The sequence below is a fragment of the Roseateles sp. GW823-FHT07B05 genome (assembly GCF_058794515.1).
The window spans coordinates 175298-193276 of sequence record NZ_JBXAGX010000004.1; the positions used below are offsets into that span (position 1 = coordinate 175298).

18 protein-coding genes are annotated in these 17979 nt (G+C 71.4%); 11 read left to right on the forward strand and 7 right to left on the reverse strand.

Annotated elements, in window-relative coordinates; all coding sequences use genetic code 11:
* Nucleotides 1–30: 30 nt before the first annotated feature.
* From AC1Q7O_RS11030 to panB, 3 genes are all read right to left on the reverse strand, one after another.
* Nucleotides 31–702, reverse strand: coding sequence for a peptidylprolyl isomerase (locus tag AC1Q7O_RS11030; protein ID WP_492659457.1), 672 nt, complete (start codon nt 700–702; stop codon nt 31–33).
* A gap of 1 nt (nt 703) precedes the next feature.
* Entirely contained in the window at nt 704–1537 is an 834-nt protein-coding gene (gene panC / locus AC1Q7O_RS11035; RefSeq protein ID WP_492659458.1) for a pantoate--beta-alanine ligase, read from the reverse strand.
* An 82-nt stretch (nt 1538–1619) separates the two neighbouring features.
* On the reverse strand, nt 1620–2429 hold the full coding sequence (panB, locus tag AC1Q7O_RS11040) for a 3-methyl-2-oxobutanoate hydroxymethyltransferase (protein WP_492659459.1): 810 nt from the start codon (nt 2427–2429) through the stop codon (nt 1620–1622).
* 62 nt (nt 2430–2491) lie between these two features.
* Here panB and AC1Q7O_RS11045 point away from each other — a divergent pair, with 62 nt between their 5' ends.
* The 8 genes from AC1Q7O_RS11045 to AC1Q7O_RS11080 all read left to right on the forward strand — a co-directional run bounded on the left by AC1Q7O_RS11045 (nt 2492) and on the right by AC1Q7O_RS11080 (nt 10209).
* Nucleotides 2492–3412, forward strand: a complete 921-nt coding sequence (locus AC1Q7O_RS11045) for a hydrogen peroxide-inducible genes activator (protein ID WP_492659460.1) — start codon at nt 2492–2494, stop codon at nt 3410–3412.
* Between the two features lie 82 nt (nt 3413–3494).
* Entirely contained in the window at nt 3495–4217 is a 723-nt protein-coding gene (locus AC1Q7O_RS11050) for a P-loop NTPase family protein (protein WP_492659461.1), read from the forward strand.
* Nucleotides 4218–4271: 54 nt separating this feature from the next.
* Nucleotides 4272–4766, forward strand: a complete 495-nt coding sequence (locus tag AC1Q7O_RS11055) for a Dps family protein (protein ID WP_492659462.1) — start codon at nt 4272–4274, stop codon at nt 4764–4766.
* Entirely contained in the window at nt 4763–6049 is a 1287-nt protein-coding gene (locus AC1Q7O_RS11060; protein WP_492659463.1) for a hypothetical protein, read from the forward strand. Before AC1Q7O_RS11055 ends, AC1Q7O_RS11060 begins: the two co-directional genes overlap by 4 nt.
* Before the next feature lie 134 nt (nt 6050–6183).
* Entirely contained in the window at nt 6184–6753 is a 570-nt protein-coding gene (locus AC1Q7O_RS11065; protein WP_394512543.1) for a hypothetical protein, read from the forward strand.
* A complete protein-coding gene (locus AC1Q7O_RS11070; protein WP_492659464.1) occupies nt 6750–7811 on the forward strand; it encodes a sensor histidine kinase in 1062 nt (353 codons plus the stop codon). The genes AC1Q7O_RS11065 and AC1Q7O_RS11070 overlap by 4 nt, the downstream gene beginning before the upstream one ends.
* Nucleotides 7808–8503, forward strand: coding sequence for a LytR/AlgR family response regulator transcription factor (locus tag AC1Q7O_RS11075; protein WP_492659465.1), 696 nt, complete (start codon nt 7808–7810; stop codon nt 8501–8503). The genes AC1Q7O_RS11070 and AC1Q7O_RS11075 overlap by 4 nt, the downstream gene beginning before the upstream one ends.
* Before the next feature lie 53 nt (nt 8504–8556).
* A complete protein-coding gene (locus tag AC1Q7O_RS11080; protein WP_492659466.1) occupies nt 8557–10209 on the forward strand; it encodes a peptide chain release factor 3 in 1653 nt (550 codons plus the stop codon).
* Between the two features lie 3 nt (nt 10210–10212).
* On the opposite strand, the gene AC1Q7O_RS11085 is transcribed toward AC1Q7O_RS11080, so the two are convergent.
* Nucleotides 10213–11418: a hypothetical protein gene (locus AC1Q7O_RS11085; protein WP_492659467.1), complete on the reverse strand. Its 1206-nt coding sequence runs from the start codon at nt 11416–11418 to the stop codon at nt 10213–10215.
* Nucleotides 11419–11480: 62 nt separating this feature from the next.
* Nucleotides 11481–12047, reverse strand: a complete 567-nt coding sequence (locus tag AC1Q7O_RS11090; protein WP_492659468.1) for a DUF3617 domain-containing protein — start codon at nt 12045–12047, stop codon at nt 11481–11483.
* A 112-nt stretch (nt 12048–12159) separates the two neighbouring features.
* Here AC1Q7O_RS11090 and AC1Q7O_RS11095 point away from each other — a divergent pair, with 112 nt between their 5' ends.
* The 3 genes from AC1Q7O_RS11095 to AC1Q7O_RS11105 all read left to right on the forward strand — a co-directional run bounded on the left by AC1Q7O_RS11095 (nt 12160) and on the right by AC1Q7O_RS11105 (nt 16063).
* On the forward strand, nt 12160–12894 hold the full coding sequence (locus AC1Q7O_RS11095) for a zf-TFIIB domain-containing protein (RefSeq protein ID WP_492659469.1): 735 nt from the start codon (nt 12160–12162) through the stop codon (nt 12892–12894).
* A 77-nt stretch (nt 12895–12971) separates the two neighbouring features.
* Complete coding sequence (locus tag AC1Q7O_RS11100; protein ID WP_492659470.1) at nt 12972–14063, forward strand: PQQ-dependent sugar dehydrogenase; 1092 nt, start codon at nt 12972–12974, stop codon at nt 14061–14063.
* On the forward strand, nt 14060–16063 hold the full coding sequence (locus AC1Q7O_RS11105; protein ID WP_492659471.1) for a TonB-dependent receptor family protein: 2004 nt from the start codon (nt 14060–14062) through the stop codon (nt 16061–16063). Before AC1Q7O_RS11100 ends, AC1Q7O_RS11105 begins: the two co-directional genes overlap by 4 nt.
* A gap of 15 nt (nt 16064–16078) precedes the next feature.
* Here the strand turns inward: AC1Q7O_RS11105 and AC1Q7O_RS11110 are convergent, their stop codons facing one another.
* On the reverse strand, nt 16079–17302 hold the full coding sequence (locus AC1Q7O_RS11110) for a hypothetical protein (RefSeq protein ID WP_492659472.1): 1224 nt from the start codon (nt 17300–17302) through the stop codon (nt 16079–16081).
* 113 nt (nt 17303–17415) lie between these two features.
* Nucleotides 17416–17973, reverse strand: coding sequence for a hypothetical protein (locus tag AC1Q7O_RS11115; RefSeq protein WP_492659473.1), 558 nt, complete (start codon nt 17971–17973; stop codon nt 17416–17418).
* Between the last annotated feature and the right edge of the window lie 6 nt (nt 17974–17979).

Below are 17979 nucleotides of genomic sequence, written 5' to 3' on the forward strand. Positions count from 1 at the left end.
CTCCCGCCGCCGACACGCTGATTCAGTTGGTTACGGAATGACCTTGGCTTCCGTGATCGTCACGTCGACCAGCGGCACGTCCGACGTGTTGGTGGACACGGCCTTGATCTTGTCCACCACGTCCAGGCCCGCCGTCACCTGGCCGAACACGGCGTAGCCGGGGCTGGAGCTGCTCTGGTAGTTCAGGTTGTTCAGGCCGGTGCCGTTGTTGTCCACGACGTTGACGAAGAACTGGCTGGTGGCGCTGTCGGGCACGTTGGTGCGGGCCATCGCGAGCGTGCCGCGCAGGTTGGACAGGCCGGTGCGGCTCTCCAGCGCGATCGGGGCGTAGGTGGGCGTCTTCTCCTGCAGCACGCCGGCACCGTTGCGGGCCACGCCGCCGCCCTGGATGACAAAGCCGTTGATGACGCGGTGGAAGACGGTGCCGTTGTAGAAGCCGTCGTTGACGTACTTCAGGAAGTTGTCCACCGTGACGGGCGCGTGTGTGCGGTCCAGGCCGATCTCGATGACGCCCTGCGTCGTCGTCAGGCGCACCTTGTGCGTGACGGTCAGCGTGACGGAGCCCGGCGCGGGCGGCGTGGGCGTGGTGCCACCGCCGCTGTCACCGCCGCTGCCGCCACCACCGCCGCAGGCGGTGAGGCTCAGGGCCAGGGAAGCCGCCAGGGCCAGCAGGGGGCGGCGGTGCAGTCGATTCAGTGCCATTTCAAACTTCGAGGTTGTCGATCAAACGGGTGCTGCCCAACTTGGCAGCGGCGAGGGCCACGAGCGGTTCGCCGTCGACGGCCGCTCCCAGGTCATGCTGGCGGCGCAGTGTGACGTAATCCGGCGCCCAGCCGGCGTCGCGCAGCGACTGCATCGCGTCGGCTTCCAGCGCGGCCGAGTCTCGCTCGCCGGCCTGCCAGCGAGCGATCAGGTTCTTGAGCGTGCGCGACAGCCGCAGCGCCTCCACCTTCTCGGCGTCGCTGAGGTAGCCGTTGCGCGACGACAGTGCCAGGCCGTCAGCGCTGCGGCGCGTCTCGCCGCCATGGATGGCGATGGGCAGGCCCATCTGCGCCGTCATGCGGCGCAGCACCATCAGCTGCTGGTAGTCCTTCTTGCCGAACACGGCCAGCGTCGGCTGCACGATGTTGAACAGCTTGTGCACGACGGTGCAGACGCCCGTGAAGAAGCCGGGGCGGAAGTGGCCTTCCAGGATGTCGGCCAACGCCGTGGGCGGCACCACCTTGTAGCCTTGCGGCTCGGGGTACAGCTCCTTCTCGGACGGCGCGAAGACGATGTCGCAGCCGGCGCTCGCCAGCAGCTCGCAGTCGCGTTCCAGCGTGCGCGGGTAGGTGTCGAAGTCCTCGTGCGGCGCGAACTGCAGCCGGTTAACGAAGATGCTGGCCACCACGGCGCCGGCCGGCCCCACCAGCTCGCGCGCCTGCTTGACGAGCGCCAGATGGCCGTCGTGCAGGTTGCCCATCGTCGGCACGAAGCCGCGCTGGCGGTGGATGGCGAGCGCGTCGCGCAGTTCGGGGATGATGTGGATGACTTGCATGTCAGTGGTGCCCGGCCGCCAGCAACCACTGACGCGCCCCCTCGGGGGGCAGTGAGCGCAGCGAGCTTGGGGGCATGTTGTCCTAGAACCCGTGCACCTCGTTGACCGGGAAGGTCCCCGCCTTGACCTCGTCCACATAGCCCTTCACGGCCGCCAGCACGGAGTCCTTGCCGGCCATGAAGTCCTTGACGAAGCGGGGCTTGCGGCCCGGCGTGATGTTGAGCATGTCGTGCAGCACCAGCACCTGGCCCGACGTGCCCACGCCCGCGCCGATACCGATGACGGGCACCGGCGACGCGGCGGTGATCTCGGCTGCCAGTGCGGCCGGCACCATCTCGTACAGTAGCATCGCCGCACCGGCGTCGATGGCGTCCTGCGTCTCGCGCTTCATGCGGGCGGCGCTCTCCTCGTCGCGGCCCTGCACCTTGAAGCCGCCCAGCGCGTTCACCGTCTGCGGCGTGAAGCCCAGGTGCACGCAGACCGGGATGCCGCGTTCGCTGAGGAAGCGCACCGTCTCGGTCGTCCAGCCGCCGCCTTCGAGCTTCACCATGTGGGCGCCGGCCTTGACCAGCGCGGCCGAGCTCTTCCAGGCCTCTTCCTTGCTGACGTGGTAGCTGTCGAACGGCAGGTCGGCCACGATCCAGGCCCACTTGTGGCCGCGCGACACGCACAGCGTGTGATAGACCATGTCCTCCAGGCTTACCGGCGCCGTGGAGCCGCGGCCCTGCAGCACATTGCCCAGCGAATCGCCGATCAGCAGGACGTCCACGCCGGCCTCGTCCAGCAGCGATGCGAACGCCGCGTCGTAGCAGGTCAGCATCGCGATCTTCTCGCCGCTGGCGTGCATCTGCGCCAGCTTCGGAAGGGTCATCGGCTTGCGGTCAGCGGTCATGGGAATCCTCGGTGTAAACCCTTGTGGCCCTTGTGGGGCGGCGGCAGTGTAGCGTTCGGGCTATGACCCTGACTGAGCTCCGCTACATCGTCGCCGTCGCCCGCGAACGCCACTTCGGCCGCGCCGCCGAGGCCTGCTTCGTGTCGCAGCCGACGCTGTCCGTCGCGATCAAGAAGCTGGAGGAGGAGCTGGACGTCAAGATCTTCGAGCGCGGCGGCAGCGAGGTCAGCGTGACGCCGCTGGGCGAGGAGATCGTGCGCCAGGCGCAGTCGGTGCTGGACCAGGCCGGTGCCATCAAGGAGATCGCCAAGCGCGGCAAGGACCCGCTGGACGGCGCGCTGCGCCTCGGGATCATCTACACCATCGGCCCCTACCTGCTGCCCGAGCTGGTCAAGCACACCATCGAGCATTACCCGCAGATGCCGCTGATGCTGCAGGAGAACTTCACGGTGAAGCTGCTGGAGATGCTGCGCACCGGCGAGCTGGACTGCGCCATCATGGCCGAGCCCTTCCCCGACACGGGCCTGGCCACGGCGCCGCTGTACGACGAGCCCTTCGTCGTCGCGCTGCCGGCATCGCACCCGCTGGCCGACCGCGCCGCCATCAGCGCCGAGGAGCTCAAGCGCGAGACCATGCTGCTGCTGGGCACGGGCCACTGCTTCCGCGACCACGTGCTGGAGGTCTGCCCCGAGTTCGCGCGCTTCTCCAGCGACGCCGAGGGCATCCGCCGCAGCTTCGAGGGCTCGTCGCTGGAGACCATCAAGCACATGGTGGCCTCGGGCATGGGCGTGACGGTGGTGCCCAAGCTGTCGGTGGCGCGCGACCCGTCGGCCCACCTGCGCTTCGTGCCGTTCAGCGCCCCGGTGCCCACCCGCCGCGTGGTGCTGGCCTGGCGGCGCAGCTTCACGCGCTACGAGGCCATCGCCGCGCTGCGCAACGCCATCTACGCCTGCGAGCTGGGCGGGGTGACCCGGCTGTCCTGAGCGCCAGCTTGGATGCTGCACCGCAGCATTCGCGTGTTCTACTTGGCGCATCCCTGGACTCTTGCGCCGCGCGCCTCACGCCATGAGCAGCCCTCCTGTCGACACCCCGGCCAGTGCCATCCATTTCGTCGGCGGAGAAAAGGGCGGCGTCGGCAAGTCGCTGCTGTCGCGACTGCTGGCGCAGTACCTGATCGACCACGGCCTGCCGTTCACCGGCTTCGACACCGACCGCTCGCACGGCGCGCTGCTGCGCTTTTATGCCGACTACGCCTCGCCGGCGCTGGTGGACAACTTCGAGGCGCTGGATGCCATCGTCGAGAGCGCAGTGGCCGAGCCCGGCCGGCGCGTGCTGGTGGACCTGGCCGCGCAGACGCACGAGCCGCTGGCGCGCTGGATGGACGAATCCGGTGTGCTGGAACTGGCCGCCGAGTCCGGCGTGGCCGTGCGCTACTGGCACGTGATGGACGCCGGCCGGGACTCGGTCGACCTGCTGGCCCGCCTGCTGGACCGCTTCGGCGGCCGGCTGGACTATGTGCTGGTGCTCAACCAGCTGCGCGGCGACGACTTCTCGCAGCTGGAGCGCTCCGGCCAGCTTGCCCGTGCGCAGGAACTCGGCGCCCGCACGATGCCGCTCAGGCATCTGCAGGACGCCGTGCTGCGCAAGATCGACGCGGCAGACGCGAGCTTCTGGTCGGCCCGCAACGCCGCCAGCAGCGAAGGCGCCCGGCTCGGCCTGCTGGAGCGCCAGCGCCTGCGCGTGTGGCTCGCGCAAGTGGAGGGCGAGTTCGAGCGGCTGGGCGTGTAGAGCCTGCGGGCTGAATCCGTTAGGCTCGCCGCCATCTCATTGTTGGAGCCACGCATGGCCAAGAAATCTTCCGCCCCGTCCATCAGCATCGGCATCAGCGACAAGGACCGCGCCACCATCGTGGCCGGTCTGTCCAAGCTGCTGGCCGAGACCTACACGCTGTACCTGACGACGCACAACTTCCACTGGAACGTCACCGGCCCGATGTTCAACAGCCTGCACGCGATGTTCATGGCCCAGTACACCGAGCTGTGGAATGCGGTGGACCCGGTCGCCGAGCGCATCCGCTCGCTGGGCCACGCCGCCCCCGGCAGCTACGCGCAGTTCGCCAAGCTCAGCGGCCTGCCCGACGCGCCGGCCACGCCGCCCAAGGCGATGGAGATGGTGCGCATCCTGAAGGAAGGCCACGAGGCCGTCGCGCGCACCGCCCGCGAGCTGTTCCCCGCCGTCGACAAGGCCAGCGACGAGCCCACGGCCGACCTGCTGACGCAGCGCATCACCGTGCACGAGCAGACCGCCTGGATGCTGCGCAGCCTGCTGGAGGAGTGAGCCAGGCTGCCCTCAGGCGGGGCCTGAAGGCCGTCGCCTGGGCAGCGCTGGCCCTGGCGGTGGCCGGCCTGCTGGCACTGGCCCTCGCGGTGCAGCGCGCGCCGCGCTGGCCGGGGCCGGCCGAGGTGTCGGCGATGGACATCGCCCGGGCGCGCGAATTCCTGCGCCGCAACGACCCGCGCCAGCCGGTGCCCGGCCCGCTTCGCACGCTGGTCGCCTCTGAGCGGGAGGCCAACCTCGTGCTGCACCAGCTGGCACGCCGGCTGGTGCCGGGCGCGTCGGCACAGCTGGTGCTGGAGGCTGGGAGCGCCCAGCTGCAGGCCAGCCTGCCGCTGCCCCACAGCCCCATCGCGGCCTGGCTGAACATCGCTGCCACGCTGCGCGAGACGCCGGGGCTGCCCGCCCTCGAAGACGTGACCGTGGGCCGCCTGCCGGTGCCGGCCTGGGTGGCCGCCCGGCTGCTGCCGCGCCTGGCCGAGCGGCTGAACGCCACGCCGGAGGGGTCGCTGGCGCTGGACATGGTGCAGCGCGTGCGCCTGAAGCCGGCGCGGCTCGACGTGGTCTATGAATGGGGCGATGACGGCCTGCAGCGCCTGCTCGGCACCGTGCTGCCGCCCGCAGAGCAGGCCCGCCTGACGGCCTATGCCCAGGCGCTGACCGGCGCGATCCAGGCGCATGCCGCGGCGGGCGGTGGCGCCGGCGTGTCGCTGGCGCGCCTGCTGCCGCCGCTCTTCACGCTCGCCAGCCAACGCAGCGTCGGCGGAGGCGACGCGGTCGCGGAGAACCGTGCGGCGCTGCTGACGCTGGCGCTGCAGTCCACCGGCCGGCGCCTCTCCGACCTGGTGCCGGCGCTGCAGGCGGCGCCCTACCCGCGGCGGGTGACGGTGACCCTGGCCGGCCGCGATGACTTCCCGCAGCACCTGCTGATCTCCGCCGTGCTGGCGCTGGAGGGCGGCGGGCCGCTGGCGAACGCCATCGGCGTCTACAAGGAGACGGCTGACCTGCGCGACGGCAGCGGCTTCAGCTTCAACGACATTGCCGCCGACCGTGCCGGCACGCGCCTGGGGCTGCTGGCACAGCGTGACCCGCGGGCGCTGCAGGCGCGGCTGGCACGCGGCGTGGCAGAGGGCGACTTCATGCCGGACGTGGCCGATCTGCCGGAATTCCTCAGTGCACGCGACTTCCTCGCCACCTACGGCGGCGTGGATGCGCCGCCGTACCGCCGCATGCTGGCGGAGATCGAACGGCGGCTGGACGCGCTGCCGCTGCTGCGCTCGCCCTGAGCGCCTGCGCTGATGTCGGTTTTTCGACCCTTGCTGCACGCGCCGGCGCCGTTCGCCCCGTTGCCCCGCGGTGCGGGCGTCGCCGCCCTAGTCTGCGTGCGGGCCGATTCTGGCCCGCCACGGGAGATTGATCGATGAAAGCCTCCGCCATCGTTGCCGCCATCGGCGTCGGCGTGCTCGCCACCGCGCTGGCCAAGCCTGAGAGCCTGCCGCCCGGCTGGCTGCAGACCGGCGACGCCCAGACCTGCAAGGGCGACGTCGTGCCCGCCAGCGGCGCCCCCAGCACACGCGTGTTCAGCCTGGACTGCCAACCCGGCACGACCGGCTTCACGACGCTGATGCAGCAGGTGGCCGGCACCGACTACGCCGGCAAGCGCGTGCGCCTGACCGCCCAGCTGCGCGCCGACCAACTGGCCGCCTGGGGCGGGCTGTGGATGCGCGCCGACGTCGGCCAGCGCGCCGCCGCCTTCGACAACATGTACAACCGCCCGCTGCGCGGCAGCTTCGCGTGGCAGCCCGCCGAAGTCGTGCTGGACATCCCGGCCGACGCCACCGCGCTGAGCTTCGGGTTTCTGCTCAACGGTGCCGGCCAGCTGCAGGCCACGAAGTTCCAGCTCGAGGTGGTGGGCAACAGCGTGGCCGTCACCGGTGAGAGCGGTGCGCCCGTGCTGCCGCGCCAACCCCGCGCGCTGACGCCGCCTTGAACACCGCGTTGAACAACACGCTGAGCACGGCCGCACCCACGTTCGGCAGCGATCTGGCCCAGGCCGTCCGCGAGGAGGGTGTGGGCTGGCGCCGGCCCGCGCCGCTGCTGGCCGGGCTGGCACTGTTCGGGCTGTCCGCCTTCTTCCTGCGCGGCCACCCCGCGTGGGCGCTGTCGCTGGGCCTGTGGGCCGGCCATGCTGCCGCCGACGGCCTGTGCGGCCTGCTGGCCCGCCGCACCCGCCCGCAGGACGACGCACTGCTGCCCGCCATCCTGCTCGTGGCCCTGCTGGCGGGTGCCACGCTGGGCTGGGTCATCGAACAGGCGCTGGTGAGCGCGTCGCCACAGCCCGCCGACCGGCTCACCCGCTTCTGGCTGCACCTGAGCTTCGGCGCCGCGTTGCTGGGCCTGCCGCTGACGCAGGGCCTGCGCCGCCTGCGCGCGCTGCGCCGCGTGGAGCAGGATCGCGCGCGGCTGCGCGCCGAGCTGCAGATGCTGCAGGCGCAGATCGAGCCGCACTTCCTGTTCAACACGCTGGCCACGCTGCGCAGCTTCATCCGCCAGGGGTCGGACCAATCGCTGCCGCTGCTGGACGCGGTCAGCAACCTGTTCGATGTCACGCTCACGCGGGCGCGGCAGGCCGGATCCACGCTGGGCCAGGAATGCCAGCTCGTCGAGCACTACCTGGCCATCATGGCGCTGCGCCTGGGCGGCCGGCTGGCCTGGCGCATCGACGTGGACACCGCGCTGCTGGACCTGCCGCTGCCGCCACTGATGCTGCAGCCGCTGGTGGAGAACGCGATCCAGCACGGCATCGAGCCCAGCGAGGCCGGCGGCGAGGTGCGGCTGACGGCCGAACGCGACGGCGCCGGGTTGCGGCTGCGCGTCGTCAACAGCGGCTGCCCGCTGCGCCCCGACGCCGAGCCCGCCGGCCACGGCCTGGCGCTGGCCAACCTGCGCCAGCGCCTGCGCGCGCTGCACGGCGACGCGGCCGCGCTGACGCTGGCCACCACCGCCGACGGCCTCACCGAGGCGTGCCTGACACTGCCGCTGGCATGACCACCGCCCTCATCGCCGACGACGAACCCCAGCTGCTCGACGAGCTCCAGCAGCTGCTGGCCGACGCCTGGCCCGACCTCGCCATCGTGGCCCGCGCCCGCAGCGGCACCGAGGCCCGCCGCCTGCTGGACGAGCTGCGACCGGACATCGCCTTCCTGGACATCCGCATGCCCGGCATCGACGGCCTGTCGCTGGCCGGCCTGGCGCCGGCCGGCACGCGGCTGGTGTTCGTCACGGCCCACCCCGAGCACGCGCTGGACGCCTTCGAGCACGGCGCGGTGGACTACCTGCGCAAGCCGCTGACGCCCGCGCGCCTGGCCGCCACCGTGCAGCGCCTGCAGCAGCAGGGGCAGCCGACGGCCGAGAAGCTGCGCTTCCTGCAAGCCTGGACCGGCAACACGATGAAGCTGATGGACGTGGCGCACATCGCCGCGCTGCGCTCGGAGCTGCGCCACACGCGCGCGCTGAGCCAGGGCGGCGAACAGCTGCTGCTGCGCACGCCGCTGGGCGAGCTGATGGAACAGCTGGACCCGCAGCTGTTCTGGCAGATCCACCGCGGCTCGGTCGTCAACGCGCGGGCCATCGAGCGCATCGAGCGCCGCGACGACGGCGAGCTGTGGGTGCAGCTGCGCGGCCTGGCGCAGCCGCTGCCGGTCAGCCGCGCGCAGCGGGGGCGGTTCAAGGGGATGTAGGCGGCCGGTGGGGGCCACGGATAATCGCCAGTTAGCCCCGCCAGAAGAACTCCATGTCCGAACCCATCGCCAGCCGCATCGAGACGGAAGTCCGCCGCCGCCGCACCTTCGCCATCATCAGCCACCCCGACGCCGGCAAGACCACGCTGACGGAAAAGCTGCTGCTGTTCTCCGGCGCCATCCAGATCGCCGGCTCGGTGAAGGCGCGCAAGGCCACCCGGCATGCCACGTCGGACTGGATGGAGATCGAAAAGCAGCGCGGCATCTCGGTGGCCTCGTCCGTCATGCAGATGGAGTACCGCGACTGCGTCATCAACCTGCTGGACACCCCGGGCCACCAGGACTTCTCGGAAGACACCTACCGCGTGCTGACCGCCGTGGACGCGGCGCTGATGGTCATCGACGCGGCCAACGGCGTCGAGCCGCAGACGCGCCGCCTGCTGCAGGTCTGCCGCGCCCGCAACACGCCCATCCTCACGTTCGTCAACAAGATGGACCGCGAGGTGAAGGACCCGCTCGCGCTGATGGACGAGATCGAGCAGGAGCTGGGCATGACCGTCGTGCCCTTCACGTGGCCGGTCGGCATGGGCAAGCAGTTCCACGGCGTGATGGACCTGCGCCAGCAGCGCATGCGCGTGTTCGCCGGTGGCGAGGACCGCGCCGCCGGCACCGAGGAAGTGCTGGAAGGGCTGAACAACCCGGCCTACGCGGAGCGCTTCGGCATGCAGTACGAGCAGGCCGAGGGCGAGATCGAGCTGGTGCGCGAGGCCGCCCCCGAGTTCGTCCACGGCGACTTCCTGACCGGCAAGCAGACGCCGATGTTCTTCGGCTCGGCCGTCAACAACTTCGGCGTGCAGGAAGTGCTGGACGCCCTCGTCGAGCTGGCCCCGCCGCCCGACGTGCGCCAGGCCATGCAGCGCACCGTCAAGCCGGAGGAGCCCAAGTTCACCGGCGTCGTGTTCAAGATCCAGGCCAACATGGACCCGTCGCACCGGGACCGCATCGCCTTCCTGCGCGTGGCCTCGGGCCGCTTCGAGCGCGGCATGAACCTCAAGGTGGTGCGCTCGGGCAAGACGCTGCGCCCCAACAGCGTGGTGACCTTCATGAGCCAGAAGCGCGAGCTGCTGGACGAGGCCTTCGCCGGCGACATCATCGGCATCCCCAACCACGGCGTGCTGCAGCTGGGCGACACCATCACCGAAGGCGAGGCGCTGCAGTACACGGGCCTGCCCTTCTTCGCACCGGAAATGTTCCGCTCGGTGGAAGTGGCCGACCCGCTGCGCACCAAGCAGCTGCGCGAGGGCCTGCGCCAGCTCGGCGAAGAGGGCGCCATCCAGGTGTTCCGCCCCGAGGCCGGCAGCATGCTGCTGCTGGGCGCCGTGGGCCAGTTGCAGTTCGAGGTTGTCGCGCACCGGCTGGAGCACGAGTACGGCTGCAAGGCCCGCGTGATGCCGGCGCGCTACAACGTCGCGCGCTGGGTCACCTGCGACGACGCAGAGGGCCAGCCCGGCAGCGGCGAGAAGGAGCTGCGCCGCTTCATCGACCACAACGCGCACCGCGTCGCCTGGGACGCGGTGAACGCGCCCACCGTGCTGCTGGAGTACGCCGGCGAACTGCGCGCGATGCAGGAGAACTGGCCCCGCATCAAGTTCCACGCGCTGCGCGAGCACGCGGGGCTGGTGTTCCAGCAGCGGATGGAGGGCTGAGGCCTAGCGGGCCATCCAGCTCGCGGCGGCGCGGCCCGTCAACTTTTCAAGATTGCGCCAGGCCTGTTGCTGGCGCCGTTCAGTCTCTGCGGTACGTCGCGCAAGACCCTCACGCTTTTGCTCGTCGCAAGCCGCCATGCAGGCCGCCGACCGATCCGGTGGCGACAGTTGCAGGATGTCCGCGTCGAATGCACGTTGGTCCCTGCTCAGGCGATCCGTCTGCTGCTTGCAGGCGGGCGAGCAATCCAGCGCCGATAGCCGACGCCCGCAGGATTCGCGATCAACGGCCTGGGACGTCAACGCGACCATATCCTCCAGATACTCGTAGGTCTCCGCGGCCCGCAACCGCAGATGGCTGGGCCGGTCTGCAGGAACCAGCCTCACCAACAACCTGTCGATCCTCAGGCGCTGCAGGGACGCGGCCGTCAGTCCCAGACTCCTGCGCTGCTCCGAGGTTGCCGCCCAGCTTCGAATGTATTTGATCGGCTGCACGGCACCTACCCGTTCGGAGCTCATCAGCACGGAGACGCCCGCCAGCCCTTGCAGATCGGCGTTGTGTTGCAAGAACGCCGCGGAGATGGCGGGAAACCTCTCCGCTGCTGCGGCGGGAATCTCGGTGAAGGGGTCCATCCAATCCGGTGGCCGCAACCGCGGCATGTCGCTCAGCACCGGGTAGTCTGTAGGACTGACGACATAGAGAACCAGCCAGTCGGCGTGTTGCGCCGCCAGCCCAGGTAGGAGCTGCCTCAGCGGCAGTGCGCTCGCGTCGCCCTCAGGAAGATCGATATGCCATGCCGGGTCATCGCATCGCCCCGTTGGACAGGCCGGCTGATTGAGACGCAGGCGTTCGCCCAGCCAATGCGTCGAACTCGGAGACGGCGGAAGATCGGCGCCCCAGTTCAGCACGTCCGGACATGAAGGCCCCTCCAGGTATTCCTTGAGCCGAGGCGCCCCGAATCGCTCCAGATCCATCAGCGCCTGCGAGGCCGACTTGCGCCAGGACTTGCCCGGCAACTGGCCGAGCTGGCTCCTCGGCGCACGCACGATGAAGTGGCTTCGCCTGCCATCCGTCACCCACAACGCCACCGGCCAGCCACCGCTGGCATCGGCATCCGCACGGCCGACGATGACGTCCTCCGCCGCCGGCGCCGGCATGCTGGCCATCAGCGCGATCCACAGCGACAGCAGCCGCCAACGCCAGTTGCGCATCGCTTTTTTCTCAGTGTTCAGGGGCCGCGATGCTAGCGGGCCGCCGAAGCCAGCGGCTTGCGTCAGCAGTCCCCGCCCAGCCACCGCCCCGTGGACAGCATGCGCTGGTCCACCTCCACGCCGCCTATCACCTCGCCGGTGCGGCCATCCACGGCGTTGCCGCGGCCGTTGAGTTCCAGCTGGTAGTTCGTGGGCCCGTAGGTGGCCGAGAACTTGCCCTGCGTGCTGCCACCGCCGCTCGTGCGGCAGGCGTAGCGGCCCTCGGCCGCGCTGCTGTCCAGCTTGCTGGCATTGGCCTCGCAGCGCCACGGGCCGCCGGTACTGGCCAGCGCCGTTTCCAGGTAGCGCGCCAGGTCGATGCGGGCCTGCTGCGGCGTCAGGCACGACTGCTTCTCAGCCGCCTGCCGGCGGTCCAGCTCGCGCTTCTGCTCGTCGGTGAGCTGGCCGCGCACCTTGGTGCGCAGCGCGGCGAGGCCGGGCTTCAGCGACTGGCCGTTGATCCAGATCTCGCTGTCGTGCGACCACAGGCCGGGCTTCAGTTCGAGCACCGGGGCGGCGGTGGCCGGCAGCGCGCACAGCGCCAGCAGGGCAGCCGCAAGCAGTGAGGGGCGGGAAGTAGGCTGGGTCATCGGCAACACGGTGAAGGAAAGCGGTGAAGGCGCGCATTGCAACAGCGGCGCCCGCGCGCCGGAATCCCCTGCTTCTCAGGCGGCAACCCGGCGGCGCCTCTAGGATGCCGTGATGCCCACGACACGTTCGCGCCCCTGCCCTTCCTGCGGCGACGCCCTGCAGGTCCACACGCTGCCCGGCCAGTACGGCGGCGAGGTGGAGCTGGACTTCTGCTTTGCCTGCCACGGCCTCTGGTTCGACCAGATGGAGAACCTGAAGCTGGCGCCGGAGGGCGTCGTCACGGTGTTCCGCGAGATGCACCGCCACCAGGACGCCCCGCGCCGCCCGCTGGCCTCGCGGCTGGCCTGCCCCACCTGCCGCGGCGCGCTGGTGCAGGGCTTCGACCTCGTGCGCAGCGGCCGCTACATCACGCACCGCTGCGTCAGCCGCCATGGCCGCTTCAGCAGCTTCTCGTCGTTCATGATCGAGAAGGGCTTCGTGCGCCAGCTCACCCGGCCCGAGATCGCCAGCATCGCGGCCAAGGTGGGGGTCATCCACTGCAGCGCCTGCGGCGCGCCGGTGGACCTGCGCAAGGAAGACGCCTGCTCGCACTGCCGCTCGGCGCTGTCGCTGCTGGACCCGCAGGCGGTGGAGAAGGCGCTGAAGACCCTCACCCAGACCCCATCGCCCGCGTCCTGGGGCAGCCCGTCGGACGTGGCCGATGCGCTGGTGGCGCTGGAGAAGGAACGCTCGCGCCGGCAGCGCGAGCAGCCCCGCGACGCACTGCAGCCCCCGGCCGGCAGCCTGCTCGCCGTGGACCTGCTGAGCGCGAGCCTGGGGCTGCTGGGCCGCCTGTGGCGCGACTGAATGGCCGGCTGCAGCCTCCGGGTTTGGCCGGGCTGCGATGATGCGCGCCCTCTTCGCAGCCACCTCACGCCATCCCCATGAGCAAGCGCCTGATCGCCCTGGCCGCCGCCCTGACGCTGGGCACCGCCCACGCCGCCCCGTCGCTGGAAACCGTCGTCGACGGCCTGAAGACGCCGTGGGCCGTGGCCTTCCTGCCGGACGGCCAGTTCCTCGTCACCGAGCGCGACGGCACGCTGCGCACCGCCAAGGCCGGCGGCAAGCCGAGTGCGCCCATCCAGGGCGTGCCGGCGGTGGACGCCGTGGGCCAGGGCGGGTTGCTGGACGTCGTCACCGACAGCGACTTCGCGCGCAACCGCACGATCTACTTCTGCTTCGCCGAGCCCGGCCCGGACAAGACCAACGGCACCGCGCTGGCCCGCGCGCAGCTCAGCGCCGACAACAAGCGGCTGACCGACGTGAAGGTCATCTTCAGCCAGCGGCCCAAGATGGACAGCAAGCTGCACTTCGGCTGCCGCATCGCTGAGGCGCCGGACGGCAAGCTGTTCCTGAGCCTGGGCGAGCGCTACAAGGGCATGGACCGCGCGCAGACGCTGGACAACCACTTCGGCAAGATCGTGCGCGTGGGCAAGGACGGCAGCGTGCCGGCCGACAACCCGTACGTGAACACCGCCGGCGCGCTGCCCGAGATCTGGACCTACGGCCACCGCAACTCGCAAGGCCTGGCGTTCGACGAGAAGGGCCAGCTCTGGCAGCACGAGCACGGCCCGCAGGGCGGCGACGAGCTCAACCTCATCCGCCCCAAGCAGAACTACGGCTGGCCCGTCATCACCTACGGCGAGAACTACGGCGGCGGCAAGATCGGCGACGGCCTCTTCGCCAAGGCCGGCATGGAGCAGCCCATCGTCAAGTGGGTGCCCTCCATCGCGCCGGCCGGGCTGGTGAAGCTCAAGAGCGCCAAGTACGGTCCAGCCTGGCAGGGCAACTTCTTCATCGGCTCGCTGAAGTTCGGTTACCTGGAGCGCGTGAAGCTGGACGCCGACAACCGCCCCGCCGAACAGGAGAAGCTGTTCGAGGGCGCCGGCCGCATGCGCGATGTCCGTGAGGGCCCGGACGGGCTGCTGTACCTCGTGCTTGAGGCGTCCGGCAAGATCGTCCGCGTCAAGCCTTGAGCGCCACGCTGCTTGCAGCGCTGGCGCTGGCGCTGGCCGGCGGCGCAGAGACCGTCCAGCAGCTCGACACCATCGTGCTGCACGGCCGCGCCGCGGCGCCCACGCTGGCGCTGGAGCGCGTGGACGCCGCCACGCTGGCCCGCGACGCCGACGCGCAGGACCCCGCCCAGGCGCTGGCCCGCACGCTGTCGCGCATCCCCGGCCTGTACGCCGCCAACCGCGGCAACGACGCGCAGGACCTGCAGTTGTCCAGCCGCGGCTACGGCGCGCGCGCCAGCTTCGGCGTGCGCGGGCTGCGGCTGGTGGCCGACGGCATCCCCGCCAGCACGCCCGACGGCCAGGGCCAGCTGGGCCACTGGCTGATCGCCGATGCGGCGTCGCTGGAGGTGCTGCGCGGCCCGTTCTCGGCGCTGTACGGCAGCGCCAGCGGCGGCGTCATCGCACTGCAGAGCCGCTGGCCCACGCAGGAACGCACGCAGGCCGCGCAGACGCTGGGCAGCTTCGGCCTGCGCCAGGCCGGCATCAGCCTGGACCGGCTGCCCGCACAGGGTCAGGCCTTGAGCCTGGCCGCGCAGGTCACGCGCCGTGACGGCTGGCGCGCCCACAGCGAGAGCGAACGCCGCCTGGCCCAGGCGCGCTGGCAGCTCGCCACGCCCGGGCAGCAGCTGCTGGTCGTCGCGCAGCTGCAAAGCCAGCCCACCGACGACCCGCTGGGCCTGACCGCCGAGCAGTTCGCCGCCGACCCGCGCCAGACCGCGCCGCAGGCCGCGACCTTCAACACCCGCAAGACCGCCGCGCAGCAGCAGTTGGGCCTGCGCTGGCTGCGCGACGTCGACGCGCAGCTGCGCGTGCAGGTGGCCGGCTGGGTGGGCCACCGCGCGGTGGACCAGTGGCAGTCCATCCCGCTGGCCGTGCAGAACGCGCCCACGCACCCGGGCGGCGTCATCGCGCTGCGGCGCCGCTTTGGCGGCGTGGACGCGCGCGCGAACTGGGCCCTGGCGCCCGAGCAGGAGCTGACGTTGGGCTGGGCCGTCGAGACACAGCGCGACGCGCGGCGCGGCTACCTCAACCAGGCCGGCGAGACCGGCGCGCTCAAGCGCGACGAGAACAACCGCGCCACCAGCAGCGAGCCCTACGCGCAGTGGCGCTGGACGCCCACGCCCGACTGGGAGCTGCTGGCCGGCCTGCGCGCCAGCCGGCTGCGCTTCGACAGCGCGGACCGGGTTCTCGCCAACGGCGACGACAGCGGCGCGCGCAGCTTCAGCAGCGTGCAGCCCGTGGCCGGCGTGGCCTGGCGGCCGGTGGCGGGCCAGGTGGTGCGCCTGGCGCTGGGCCGCGCGGCCGAGTCGCCCACGCTGACGGAGCTGGCCTACCGGGCGCAGGGCAGCGGCTTCAACAACGAGCTGCGCGCGCAGCGCAGCCGGCAGGTGGAGCTGGGCTGGGAGATTCGCGAGCCGGGGCGCGACGGCGAGCGCCGCCTCGCGCTGACCGCCTTCCACGCCGAGACGCGCGACGAGATCAGCGTGCTGAGCAGCAGCGGCGGCCGCACCGTGTTCACCAACGCCGCGCAGACGCGCCGCCGCGGCCTGGAAGCCGCCGCCACGCTGCCGCTGACCCGCGGCTGGGCGCTGGACCTGGCCGCCACGCGGCTGGCCACCCGCGTGCTGGCGACCGGCTTGCCACTGCCCGGTGTGCCCGCCACGTTTGGCAGCGCCGAGCTGCGCTGGCAGGGCGACGGCCTGGACGCCGCGCTGGGCGTTCAAGCCCGCGCGCGCCTGCCGGCCGATGACGCCGGCACCGCAGCGGCGGCCGGCGGCGGGCTGTGGGGTTTCAACGTCGGCGGCGCGCTGACGCCCGAGCTGCGCTGGCGCCTGCGCGCCGACAACCTGCTGAACCGCGCGACGGCCGCCAGCGTCATCGTCAACGAGGCCAACCGCCGCTTCTTCGAGCCGGCCGCGCCGCGTGGCTGGAGCGTGGCGCTGAGTTGGCAGCCGCGCTGACCGCGCTGACCTTGTTCAGGGCTGTTGCTGCCACTCCGCCGCCGTGCGGCCGGTCAGCGATTCCACCCACCGCCACGCAAGCGCCTGGCGCTGCGCCGCGGACTTGAGCTGGCCCGGCAGGTCTTCCTCGATGCGGCGCTTTTGGAACTCGCAGGACTGCAGGCAGGCCGACAGCCGCTCGGCGGGCGTCAGGCGACCCAGGGCCATCAGCTCGGGCGACACCCCCCGGGCCAACCTCACCCGCACCTCCTGAAGGCGCTCGGCGCAGACCGGCTCGCAGCGCAGGGCGGCCACCTGGTCGCGGCGCGCCTGCACGTCGGCGGGTGCGGGCAACAGCGCCCGCAGCGTCGCGAAGTTGCCGTCCACCGAACGGGCCAGCAGGCTCAGCGTGGCGGGCCGGTCGGCCGGATGCAGCCGCAGCAGCAGCCGGGCGAGGCCGCCGGTGCCCGGCGAGACCGACTGCAGCCCGAGAGCCGCTCGCTGGCTGGCACTGCCATGCCAGGAGCGCACATACCCGATGCGCTGCACAGAGCCCAGGTTGTCCGCGCGCATCAGCGTTGACGTCGCCTCCCGCCCCTGCGTGCGCGCCAGCTGCATCAGCATCGCCGTGTGGATGGCCGGGAACTGCGCCGCGGCCTCGGCAGGCAGGATGGCCCGCTTTGCAGGATCGGCAGCAGGCTGCAACGGCGCCGGCACGGCCAGATAGCGCACCTCCATTAGCCCCGGTGCGGCATGCCGGCTCACCACGTACAGCGCCAGCCAGGCCGGCGCATCCGCGCCCAGCTGCGGCAACAGCCGAGCCAACGGCAGCGTCTCGCCGCTGCCCGGTGGCAACTCGATGCGCCAGGCCTGTCGCGGTGCACAGCCGTCGCCGGCACAGGCCGCGTGGCGCAGCTCCAGGCGTTCACCCGGCCAATGCGCAAGGGGTGGGAACGACGACATGCGCGACGGTCGCTCCCAGTCCAGCACGGCTGCATCGGCACCGGGCTCCGCCAACGCCAGCAGCCGCGGCGCGCCGAAGTGCTCCAGGCTCATCAGCGCGTCGGCATCCACCGGTGCCCATGCCGCGCCGGGGATCTCGCCCAGTTGCGCCCGCGGCGCGCTGATGACGACGCTGGAACGATCCCCGTCCACGACCCACAGCACCACCGGCCACCCGCCGCTTGCGTCGGCATCGGCGCGGGCCAGCACCGCGTCCGGGGTCACGTCCTGCGCCTGCGCGGGCAGTGCCCACGCCACACACAGCACCAAGCACAGCGCCCAACTTCGACCCCGCAACGACATGCCGCCCCTCGTGTGATTCACCGGTTGACCTCGATGTTAGAGGCCGCTCACCGACTGCGCGTCAATCCTCAGGCGCCAAACAGGACCAGCGTCATCGCCGTCAGGTTGAGCAACGCGTGCGGCACCGCTGCAGCGGCGAAGGCATGCCAGTAGCCCCGCGGGCGCCAGGCCAGATAGCTGCAGGTGAACACGTAGAAGCTCCAGAAGGTGCCGAACAGCCAGTACAGCGCGACGGTGCCATGCAGGCAGCCCCACAGCAGGCCCGAGGCCGCGGCGACGAACAGCGGCCGTGCGGACAGGCCCGTCAACGGCACCAGCAACGCGGAGAGCAGCAGCGTCTCCGCCAGGGGTGCAAAGACCACCGCACCGAAGAAATCCGCCAGCGAGCCCTGGCGCGAGGGCGGCTTGTCGAGCAGGGCCGTGTCGATGCCGAGGGCCACCGCCAGCCCATACGCCAACCCCAGGAACGCCAGGCTGGGCAGCAAGGCCATCGGCCAGGCCAGCAGGATGTGCAGCGGCAGCGGCCCTGCGCGGCGCGCGCTCACCACGGCCGCCACGCGCGCCGGCCAGCGGCCGCTGCGTGCCGCGGTGGCGGGCGTCGGAGGAGAAGACTCAAGGACGGTCATGCGGTG